Consider the following 10,836-nt stretch of genomic DNA (forward strand, 5'->3'; position numbering starts at 1 on the left):
GTATTAAGGGATCTGCTGCTGGGATGGAGCCTCCTCCAGATGCAGTGCTACATAACGGTTGGTACCACTACCAGCCACAGCAGGTGAATCCGCAGGTTTTATTACTAACGAGATCAGAGTTCAGCCCTGATTACGAGTGGTGCGATGTATCCGGCTGTGTGCCATTAAGCGCAAAAATACCTAGAGATGGCGGGGTGACTATTTTACAAGCATGCAGTCGAGAACTCACTGAGATTGAGTAATTTAGGTTCTAACTTTGGAGGGACATGTTTTATGCAGACACGTGCAGCGCCATTAGCAGGGGTGCGGGTACTGGACTTAACCCGGGTGTTAGCAGGGCCTTGGTGTACGCAAAACTTGGCGGACTTAGGGGCTGAGGTGATTAAAATAGAACGTCCCGATGGGGGCGATGACACCCGCAGCTGGGGGCCTCCTTATTTAGTCGATCAGCAAGGGAATGAAACCACCGAGGCGGCGTATTATGCTGCAGCTAATCGTAATAAAAAATCGGTAACCATTGACATGGCCACTCAGGCAGGCGCGGATGCAATCCGTGACTTGGCTAAACATTGCGATATTGTTGTAGAGAACTTTAAAGTAGGTGGCTTGAAAAAATATGGATTGGATTACGCTAGCTTACAGGCGATCAACCCTCAACTGATTTATTGCTCTATTACAGGCTTTGGGCAGGACGGCCCCTATGCGAATCGTCCTGGTTATGACTTTATGATTCAGGGGATGGGAGGGCTCATGAGCCTTACCGGAGAGCGTGATGATCAGCCCGGTGGCGGCCCACAAAAGGCAGGGGTTGCTGTGGCGGACTTAATGACAGGGATGTATGCCTCGGTTGGTATTTTAGCCGCCTTGCACGAACGCTCTCGCAGCGGTTTAGGTCAGCATATAGACATGGCATTGCTTGATTGTCAGGTGGCGATGCTAGCGAACCAGAATATGAATTACTTAGCTTCAGGATCGCCGCCACAACGGGCCGGAAATGCACATCAAAATTTAGTGCCGTATCAGGTATTTGCAGTGGCTGATGGTCATATGATCGTGGCGGTAGGAAATGATTCTCAATTTCGGTCTTATTGTACTGCTATTGGCCATTCAGAGCTTGCCTTAGACCCTAGGTTTAGAACAAATCCGCAGCGAGTGCGTAACCGAGAGCCGCTTATTGCGCTCTTGTCTGAGATTATGCAAAGCAAACCGGTTGCTTATTGGTTATCTTTGTTTGAGTCCGTTAATGTTCCTGCTGGACCAATCAATAACTTAGAGCAGGTCTATCAGAACCCTCAGGTACAAGCTCGAAAAATGAAAATTAGTTTGCCTCATCCTACAGCCGGTCAGGCAAAATTGGTTGCTAGCCCTTTACGTTTATCTGATAGCCCTGTGCAGTATCACTCAGCACCCCCTTTACTTGGGGAGCATACTGAACAGGTGTTAACCGATATTTTAGGATTAAGCCCCGAGCAAATAAAAGACTTGCAAGGCTAATCTGCTACTTTATATAAAACCAAAGGAGTCTCTTATGTCAGCACAACCTTCTTTCCATTGGGAAGATCCCCTATTACTGGATAGTCAGCTTAGCGAAGAAGAGCGAATGGTTAAAGACGCCGCTCATGTTTATGCGCAAGAGAAACTAGAGCCGCGTGTTTTAGCCGCTTTTCGTAATGAGCAGACAGATGAAACGATTTTTCGCGAAATGGGCGAGCTAGGCTTACTCGGGGCAACTATTCCAGAACAATATGGCGGATCAGGTCTTAACTATGTTTCTTATGGCTTGATCGCCCGAGAAATCGAGCGGGTAGACTCAGGCTATCGCTCCATGATGAGTGTGCAATCCTCCTTAGTCATGGTGCCTATCAATGAGTTTGGCTCCGAGGAGCAAAAACAAAAATATTTACCTAAGTTAGCCAGCGGTGAATGGATTGGGTGTTTTGGCTTGACTGAGCCCAACCATGGCTCAGATCCTGGCGCAATGGAGTCCCGGGCTATCAAAACAGCAGATGGTTATCGATTGAACGGAACCAAAATCTGGATTACTAATTCACCTATTTCCGATGTGTTTGTGGTGTGGGCCAAGGTAGTTGGTGGAGAGGATGACGGAAAAATCCGAGGCTTTATTTTAGAAAAAGGCATGAAAGGCTTATCTGCTCCGGTCATTCACGGCAAGGTGGGTTTACGAGCCTCTATTACTGGTGAAATTGTGATGGATAACGTAGAGGTGTCCGTAGATCAAATGCTTCCGAAGGTTTCCGGGTTGCGCGGTCCATTTACGTGTTTAAATTCAGCGCGTTTTGGCATTGCGTGGGGGGCATTAGGGGCGGCAGAGTCGTGCTGGCACACCGCACGTCAATACACCTTGGATCGTAAACAGTTTGGTCGTCCGCTGGCAGCAAATCAACTGATTCAGAAAAAATTGGCAGACATGCAAACCGAAATCACCTTAGCCCTACAAGGATGTTTGCGATTAGGTCGCATGAAAGACGAAGGTACAGCTGCAGTAGAGATTACTTCAATCATGAAACGCAACTCATGCGGTAAAGCCCTAGATATAGCTCGCCTTGCTCGCGACATGCTAGGAGGTAATGGGATTTCGGATGAATTCGGTGTAGCCCGACATTTAGTTAACCTAGAGGTAGTCAATACCTACGAAGGGACGCACGATATCCATGCCCTCATTTTAGGGCGTGCTCAAACAGGGTTACAGGCCTTCTTTTAATCACGGTTTTTATTGCTTTAGATCGCCAGACTTGAAATAAGTCTGGCTTTTTTAAATTTTTCGTGGCGAAACCTCATTTAACCGTTACGATTAGGGTTTTGCATTGCACAATACCAACATGGTATAGCTTGGGGTTGATTACGGTTGGTTAACTGGGTTACTCTATCGGATTCATTCTTATCGGAGTGAAATGGTAGGCTTTAAGTTGCACGGTTATCCGCCTGTTATTTTTGCGCCTTTTTATTGTTGCTGGCCACGTCAAAAGCGTGTGTTGCCGGGCTTTCGTTTCAAGCTATACGCAATGTTTGCGTGCTTGCCGTATTCCACAGAGCTCAGACTGCTCTTCAATGTGTCTAGGTGGCAAGGCCCCGTGGGTCTTAAAGCGCTAGATCATGTTGTTGCTGTTAGTGCAGGCTCCGGCTTAGGTGTCAGGTGGGGTGTTCGAGCAAAAACCTGAAAGGAAATTTATTATCATGGAACTCAATGGCGCTGATATCGTAGTGCGCACCCTAGCCGAAGAAGGTGTTGAACACGTTTTTGGCTATCCCGGTGGTGCAGTACTCTACATCTACGATGCTATTTTTAAGCAAGACAAATTTCGTCATATTTTAGTCCGTCACGAACAAGCTGCTGTGCATGCAGCCGATGCGTACTCACGCTCGTCGGATAAAGTAGGCGTAGCCCTCGTCACGAGCGGACCAGGTCTAACCAATGCTGTTACTGGCATTGCGACGGCATATACTGACTCTATACCGATGGTTATTATCAGCGGTCAGGTCAGCTCCCAAGCTATAGGCGAAGACGCATTCCAAGAATGTGATGCTATTGGTATTACTCGTCCGTGTGTAAAACATAACTTTTTAGTACGAGACGTACGTGAAATCGCTGATACGATTCGTAAAGCTTTCTACATCGCTAAAACAGGTCGTCCGGGCCCCGTTTTAGTAGATATCCCTAAAGACATTACGGCTGATGTAACGCGCTATACCGCTAAACGTGGTGAGCCTAAAATGCGTTCATACATGCCAGTAACTAAAGGTCATCAAGGGCAAATTAAAAAGGCAGTTCAGTTATTGGCCCAAGCCGAGCGTCCTATGATTTACGTAGGTGGCGGAGCCATTCTTTCTGATGCCTCAGATCAAGTCAATCAACTGGTTAAGCTAACTGGTGCTCCATGTACAACAACACTCATGGCCTTGGGTGCATTTCCAGGTGCTGATGACCAGTATGTAGGCATGCCGGGTATGCATGGTACTTACGAGGCCAATATGTCAATGCAACATTGTGATGTGTTGATTGCCGTTGGCGCGCGTTTTGATGACCGTGTGATTGCCAATCCTCGTCATTTTGCTCAGGTTCCACGCAAGATCATTCATATTGATATTGATCCATCCTCTATCTCTAAACGGGTTAAAGTGGATGTGCCTATTGTTGGCTGTGTTAAAGAGGTTCTGCTTGAGCTTAACGATTTGTACGCACAAGGCAAAGCCGCCTCTAATGCGAAGAAAACAGCTTTGGCAAAATGGTGGCAGCAAATTAATGAGTGGCGTGGCGTTAAAAGCTTAGCTTACGAAAAATCAGACAGCATTATTAAACCGCAGTCTGTGGTCGAGGCCTTATGGGAAGTCACAGGCGGGAATGCCTTTGTGACTTCTGACGTAGGTCAGCATCAGATGTGGGCTGCACAATACTATCGATTTAACCACCCACGACGCTGGATTAACTCCGGTGGGTTGGGGACAATGGGTGTTGGTCTACCCTATGCGATGGGTGTGCAAATGGCTAACCCAGGCTCAGATGTTGCAGTGATTACTGGCGAAGCCTCTATTCAGATGAATATCCAAGAGCTTTCTACTTGTCGCCAGTATCATTTGACACCTAAGATTTTGTGTTTAAATAACCGTGCTTTAGGTATGGTACGCCAGTGGCAAGAAATTGATTACGGCTCACGATATTCCGAGTCCTATGTTGATGCATTGCCTGACTTTACTAAGTTAGTCGAAAGCTATGGCCACGTAGGCTTGCATATTGAAAGTCCCTCTGATGTGGTTCCCGCCATCCGAGAAGCCTTCACTAAACACAAAGATCGTTTAGTGTTTATGAATTTCATCACAGATCAAACAGAAAACGTATGGCCTATGGTGAAAGCAGGTAAAGGATTAACTGAAATGATTTTAAGTGCTGCTGACCTAGAGGGGGACGAGTAATGAAACACGTTATCTCTATTCTTCTTGAAAACGAGCCGGGTGCATTATCTCGTGTGGTAGGTTTATTCTCCGCGCGTGGTTATAACATTGAAACATTGACGGTAGCCCCCACCGAGGACGATACTTTATCTCGCATGACGATTGTGACAGTAGGGTCCGATGAAACCATTGAGCAAATTACTAAACATTTGAATCGTTTAGTGGATGTGGTTAAAGTGGTGGACTTGTCCGAAGGCCCTCATGTTGAGCGCGAATTAATGCTCATTAAAGTTCGAGCTGTAGGCAAAGAGCGCGATGAGCTCAAACGTATGGCAGATATTTTTCGCGGTCGTATTATTGACGTTACGGATAAAACCTACACTATCGAATTGACCGGCGTACAAGAAAAAATTACCGCTTTTATTCAGGCTATCGATCGTAGTGCTATCCTTGAAACCGTACGTACGGGTGTATCGGGTATTAGCCGTGGCGAGCGAATCCTTAAGCTATAACAGCGACTGTAATCTACATTAGACAAATTATTATTTGGAGTTATCCATGAAAGTTTTTTACGACAAAGACTGTGACCAGTCTTTAATCAAAGGCAAAAACGTTGCCATTATCGGTTATGGTTCTCAAGGTTACGCTCACGCTAACAACCTAAATGAATCCGGTGTAAACGTAACAATCGGTTTGCGTAAAAATGGTGCATCTTGGTCTAAAGCCGAAGCCGCTGGCCTAACCGTAAAAGAAGTGGCTGACGCAGTAAAAGACGCTGATGTTGTTATGATCTTGTTACCTGACGAGAACATCGCTGAAGTGTACCGTAACCAGGTTGAGCCTAACATTAAAGCAGGTGCAGCCTTGGCTTTTGCTCATGGTTTTAACGTACATTACGGTCAGGTTGTACCACGTAAAGACATCGACGTGATCATGATTGCTCCTAAGGCTCCTGGTCATACTGTTCGTGGTACGTACCAACAAGGTGGCGGTGTACCTCACCTAGTCGCTGTGTACCAAGACGTATCGGGTGCTGCTCGTGATATCGCTTTGTCCTACGCAAGTGCTAACGGTGGTGGTCGTGCTGGTATTATTGAAACCAACTTCCGCGAAGAAACAGAAACCGATTTGTTCGGTGAGCAGGCTGTTTTATGTGGTGGTGCCGTTGAGTTGATCAAAGCCGGTTTCGACACGCTAGTCGAGGCAGGTTACGCACCAGAGATGGCTTACTTTGAATGTTTGCATGAACTAAAACTCATCGTGGATTTAATCTACGAAGGTGGTATTGCCAACATGAACTACTCCATTTCCAACAACGCTGAGTACGGTGAGTACGTAACAGGTCCTAAGATCGTTACTGATGCAACTCGCCAAGCCATGCGTGAGTGTTTGGCTGATATTCAAAACGGCGAATACGCGAAAAACTTCATCTTGGAACACGCTGCTGGCGCTCCATCCATGACTGCTCGTCGTCGTATCAATGCAGAATCCCAAATCGAGCAAGTGGGTTCACAGTTACGTGCGATGATGCCTTGGATTGCTGCTAATAAGCTAGTAGACCAAAGCAAAAACTAATTAGTACCAACTAATCAGTTTGTGAAATCTAAACCTCTGTCACTTTTTTGTGGCAGAGGTTTTTTTCTGGGTTATGCTGCTATAGTTGCAGCAATAAGCAAAAAAGTGTGTTGCTTTCTTTTGTACTGATTTTATAAACGGATTTGTATGCCTTCGTTACCTACTGACGAAAAACGTAATCGCAGTATTTATTTACTGCCTAATGCCTTTACTACAGCGAACTTATTTGCTGGATTTTATGCGGTAGTGCAGGCCATGAATGGTCGTTTTGAAACAGCGGCTATTGCTATTTTTCTAGCTATGGTTTTTGATGGCATGGATGGTCGGGTGGCTCGTTTGACGAACACGCAATCTGCTTTTGGCGAGCAGTACGACTCCATGGCTGACATTATTTCTTTTGGGGTCGCGCCCGCTTTTGTTATGTACGTATGGGCGCTTCAGGATCTTGGGCGCTGGGGTTGGCTGGCTGCTTTTGTGTTTGTGGTCGGAGCGGCGCTTCGTTTGGCGCGCTTTAATACGAACATAGCTGTGGTAGATAAAGGTTTTTTTCAAGGTCTACCTAGCCCAGCTGCTGCAGCACTAATTGCTGGATTCGTTTGGTTAGCTGTCGATAATAAATTGAATATTGGTGCTACGCCTCTGTCTTGGGCCGCATTTACTTTGACGATATATGCAGGGGTAGCTATGGTGTCTAATGCCCCATTTTATAGTGGTAAGTCTTTTGCTTTAGGACGTAGTGTTCCTTTCTGGGTGATGCTGCTATTTGTGTTTTTGTTTGTGTTTGTGTCTAGCAACCCACCATTGGTTTTATTTAGCTTATTTGTCTTATATGGCTTATCAGGTTGGGTCGTGATGTTTTTTCGCTGGAGAAAAGCAAAAAAATTAAACTTACAACGTAAAAACAGCATGTAGCTATTTTTCTGCTTCTTTTATTCAAAGCCCCAAGACGGCGTTTTTGGCTATCTTTCGGGGCTTTGGCGTTTTTATGGACGTTATCAGCCAGAAAAAATATTCCACTCATCAATTAAGAGTGGATCAGGTGCAGGGTGATGATGTTTGACCCTATTGCTCTCATCAAAATAAATATGCATGAGGGCATCCCATGCTTTATTTTGCTTATAGCGATAAGACCAAATTTGCATGGTTACCCCCTTGTAGGGTGCGACGCTTTGCTCTGCGGGTGGGCCAAAATGACACCATACTTGCTCTTTAGTCCAAGAACCTTGCCGTAGCAAATCAAACTCCGCATCAGTCAGAACCTGTGTGACTGATTTGAGGTCTTGAGTGGGGGTAGTATCTACTGCCCATGCGAATTGACCCATGGGTTGAGTAGACCAAATAAACCGATTTGGATTATCAGCAGGGCAGGCAACCCTAGGAGAGCCAAATTGCTGCTCTATTTCTGATAGGGGCGTTCCTGCAGGCAGATCAGAAATGCTACTGCAAGCGCTTAAAAGCAGAACAAAGACAGGGCTTAGACCAATGAGTCGTTGCATAAAAAATCCTTTTTATGATCATTGCCTAAGTATAGAAGCCTGATGAGGTTAATAGCCCATACTGTTGTACGAAAATAATAAAGCTATCGGTTTTTTATGTAAAATCGGTTATAATTACTAATTGACGGCCCATAAAGCTTAAATGGGCCGTTTATTTATTGCACGTCAGGGCATACTCAGCCCTGTCGCATGTTTACTGAGGTTATAAAATGTCTGGTACAAATATCAACAAAGCCGAAGTCGTTGAAAAATTTCAGCGCGCTCAAGGCGATACAGGTTCTCCTGAAGTCCAAGTAGCACTACTAACTGCACGCATTAACGTGCTAACTGACCACTTCAAGAGCCACAAAAAAGATCATCACTCACGCCGTGGTTTGTTACGTATGGTTAGCCGTCGTCGTAAATTGCTCGACTACTTAAAAGACCGTAAACCTGATTCTTACCGCGACCTAATCGAAAAACTCGGTCTGCGTAAGTGATTCACGGGCTTGCCCCGCGATACAGCCGTGCATGGTGCGAACTTTGCTTCGCATGTGCGCGGCTTTTTTATTGTAAGGATATATCCTAATGTTCAACAAAGTGACAAAGTCATTTCAGTATGGACAGCACCAAGTTGTAATTGAAACAGGTGAGATTGCTCGCCAAGCTTCCGGTGCTGTATTAGTTTCCATTGAAGACACGGTTATTCTAGCCACAGTGGTTGGTGCTAAGACTGCAAAAGCAGGCCAAGACTTCTTTCCTTTAACTGTTGATTACGTTGAGAAAACTTATTCTGCCGGTCGTATTCCTGGTGGTTTTTTCAAACGCGAAGGCAAGCCTTCTGATCGTGAAACATTAACTGCGCGTTTAATTGATCGTCCTTTACGTCCATTGTTCCCCGAAGGATTCTATAACGACGTACAGATCATCATTCATGTGCTATCTGTAAACCCAGAGATTAATCCTGATATCCCAGCTTTGATCGGTGCATCGGCTGCGTTGGCTATTTCTGGTATTCCTTTCAATGGCCCTGTAGGCGCAGCTCGCGTAGGCTATTTGAATAATGAATATGTATTGTGCCCCTCCTCTTTACAGATGGAAGAGTCCTCATTGGATTTAGTTGTTGCTGGTACAGAGGCTGCTGTTTTAATGGTTGAGTCTCAGGCCGAACAATTGTCTGAAGACGTGATGCTTGGTGCGATTGCTTATGGTCATGAGCAAATGCAAAAAGCAATTAATGCCATTAATGAGCTAGTCGAAGAGGCCGGAAAACCTGAGTGGGATTGGCAGCCTCCTGCGGCTAATGATGCATTGATCGAAGCCGTTAAGTCCGCTGCTTTTGAAGACCTAAAATCGGCCTACCAAATTCGTCAAAAACAAGCTCGTACTGACGCATTGAAAGCCGTATATAGCAAAGTACATCAAACCTTAGCGGACCAAGCCCAAGCCAATGGTACTGATAAAGTTGACGGTGTTGAGGTCGATAACATTATGTTCGGTTTCGAGAGTGAAATCGTTCGTGGTCAGATTCTAAATGGTGAGCCGCGTATCGATGGCCGTGATACACGCACCGTACGTCCTATTGAAATTCGCTTAGGTGTGTTGCCTCGTGCGCACGGTAGTGCATTGTTCACTCGTGGTGAAACACAAGCTTTAGTCGTGACCACATTAGGTACTAAACAAGACGAGCAAATCATTGATTCCGTGATGGGCGAATCCCGTGATCGCTTTATGCTGCATTACAACTTCCCTCCTTTTGCTACGGGCGAAACAGGTCGTTTTGGTGCTCCTAAGCGTCGAGAAATTGGTCATGGTAACTTGGCTAAACGTGCCTTGACTCCTTTGCTACCTGCCCCAGAAGACTTCCAGTACTCATTGCGCGTAGTGTCTGAGATTACTGAGTCGAATGGTTCTTCCTCTATGGCCTCCGTATGTGGTGGTTCTTTGGCTATGATGGATGCAGGTGTGCCAATGACAGATCACGTTGCTGGTGTTGCTATGGGTCTAATCAAAGATGGCGGTAAATTCGCTGTCTTAACAGACATTCTTGGTGATGAGGATCATCTTGGTGACATGGACTTTAAAGTCGCTGGCACTAAAGATGGCGTGACTGCCCTACAGATGGATATCAAAATCCAAGGTATTACCACCGAGATCATGCAGGTTGCATTGGCTCAGGCCAAAGAAGGCCGTATGCATATTTTAGGTCGTATGCAGGCGGCATTAGATGGCTCTCGTACAGAGCTATCCGCTTTTGCGCCTCGTATGCTAACCGTTAAAATCAATCCCGATAAGATTCGTGATGTAATTGGTAAGGGTGGTGCCACGATTCGTAGCCTAACCGAAGAAACCGGTACGCAAATTGATATTGGTGATGATGGCACGATTACTATTTCTAGCGCAGATCTAGACAAAGCCCAAGAGGCTGAGCGTCGTATTAAAGAGCTCACCGCAGAGGTTGAGGTAGGTCAAGAATACGAAGGTCCAATTGTTCGTGTATTGGATTTTGGTGCCATTGTTCAGGTATTACCTGGTAAAGATGGCTTGCTGCATATCTCTGAAATCGCAAACTACCGCATTAATAATATTAATGATGTTGTGTCAGTGGGTCAGGTGGTACGCGTTAAAGTTATCGAAGCCGATGATAAAGGTCGCTTACGTTTATCCATGAAAGCGATTGGCGGTATCGAAGCCCAAGGTGGCCCTCAAGCTCCTTCTGAAGATTAATTATTGATAGCAGTTAATAGTTAATGATAAAAGCCTCTCGAGTTATTCGAGGGGCTTTTTTTGTATTTATGATTTTAATTGAAGCTCACCCAGCTAAAGCAAGGTGATTCTTGTTGTCATCGGTTTAGGCGCCGTGATATTCAATCACGCC

At 45.6% G+C, this 10,836-nt stretch carries 9 protein-coding genes and 1 pseudogene; 9 read left to right on the forward strand and 1 reads right to left on the reverse strand.

The genetic code is table 11. From position 1 onward, the window contains the following. From Q0Z62_RS09685 to pssA, 7 genes and pseudogenes are all read left to right on the forward strand, one after another. Positions 1-242 (forward strand): annotated as a pseudogene (locus Q0Z62_RS09685) (DUF1850 domain-containing protein); the annotation flags it as partial. Between the two features lie 31 nt (positions 243-273). After that, positions 274-1,494 (forward strand): CaiB/BaiF CoA-transferase family protein, encoded by a 1,221-nt coding sequence (locus tag Q0Z62_RS09690; RefSeq protein ID WP_269901471.1) that lies wholly within the window; start codon positions 274-276, stop codon positions 1,492-1,494. A gap of 34 nt (positions 1,495-1,528) precedes the next feature. Further along, positions 1,529-2,722 carry an acyl-CoA dehydrogenase gene (locus tag Q0Z62_RS09695; RefSeq protein WP_298053943.1) on the forward strand — a complete coding sequence of 398 codons (1,194 nt, stop codon included), beginning with the start codon at positions 1,529-1,531 and terminating at the stop codon, positions 2,720-2,722. Positions 2,723-3,195: 473 nt separating this feature from the next. Beyond that, the gene (gene ilvB / locus Q0Z62_RS09700) at positions 3,196-4,929 is read left to right on the forward strand and encodes a biosynthetic-type acetolactate synthase large subunit (protein ID WP_298053945.1); all 1,734 of its coding nucleotides are present in this window, start codon (positions 3,196-3,198) and stop codon (positions 4,927-4,929) included. Beyond that, complete coding sequence (gene ilvN / locus Q0Z62_RS09705) at positions 4,929-5,420, forward strand: acetolactate synthase small subunit (RefSeq protein ID WP_269901474.1); 492 nt, start codon at positions 4,929-4,931, stop codon at positions 5,418-5,420. Before ilvB ends, ilvN begins: the two co-directional genes overlap by 1 nt. Positions 5,421-5,466: 46 nt before the next feature. Beyond that, complete coding sequence (ilvC, locus tag Q0Z62_RS09710; RefSeq protein ID WP_269901475.1) at positions 5,467-6,483, forward strand: ketol-acid reductoisomerase; 1,017 nt, start codon at positions 5,467-5,469, stop codon at positions 6,481-6,483. Between the two features lie 147 nt (positions 6,484-6,630). Continuing rightward, positions 6,631-7,395 (forward strand): CDP-diacylglycerol--serine O-phosphatidyltransferase, encoded by a 765-nt coding sequence (gene pssA, locus Q0Z62_RS09715; protein WP_269901476.1) that lies wholly within the window; start codon positions 6,631-6,633, stop codon positions 7,393-7,395. 83 nt (positions 7,396-7,478) lie between these two features. On the opposite strand, the gene Q0Z62_RS09720 is transcribed toward pssA, so the two are convergent. Beyond that, a complete protein-coding gene (locus tag Q0Z62_RS09720; protein WP_298053948.1) occupies positions 7,479-7,979 on the reverse strand; it encodes a hypothetical protein in 501 nt (166 codons plus the stop codon). Positions 7,980-8,188: 209 nt separating this feature from the next. On the opposite strand from Q0Z62_RS09720, the gene rpsO reads away from it, so the two are divergent. Further along, the gene (rpsO, locus tag Q0Z62_RS09725; protein ID WP_269901478.1) at positions 8,189-8,458 is read left to right on the forward strand and encodes a 30S ribosomal protein S15; all 270 of its coding nucleotides are present in this window, start codon (positions 8,189-8,191) and stop codon (positions 8,456-8,458) included. 88 nt (positions 8,459-8,546) lie between these two features. Next, positions 8,547-10,685 carry a polyribonucleotide nucleotidyltransferase gene (gene pnp / locus Q0Z62_RS09730; protein ID WP_269901479.1) on the forward strand — a complete coding sequence of 713 codons (2,139 nt, stop codon included), beginning with the start codon at positions 8,547-8,549 and terminating at the stop codon, positions 10,683-10,685. Positions 10,686-10,836 lie beyond the last annotated feature (151 nt).

It is taken from the genome of uncultured Paenalcaligenes sp. (assembly GCF_947630565.1).
Classification (GTDB): Bacteria; Pseudomonadota; Gammaproteobacteria; order Burkholderiales; family Burkholderiaceae_B; genus Paenalcaligenes; species Paenalcaligenes faecalis.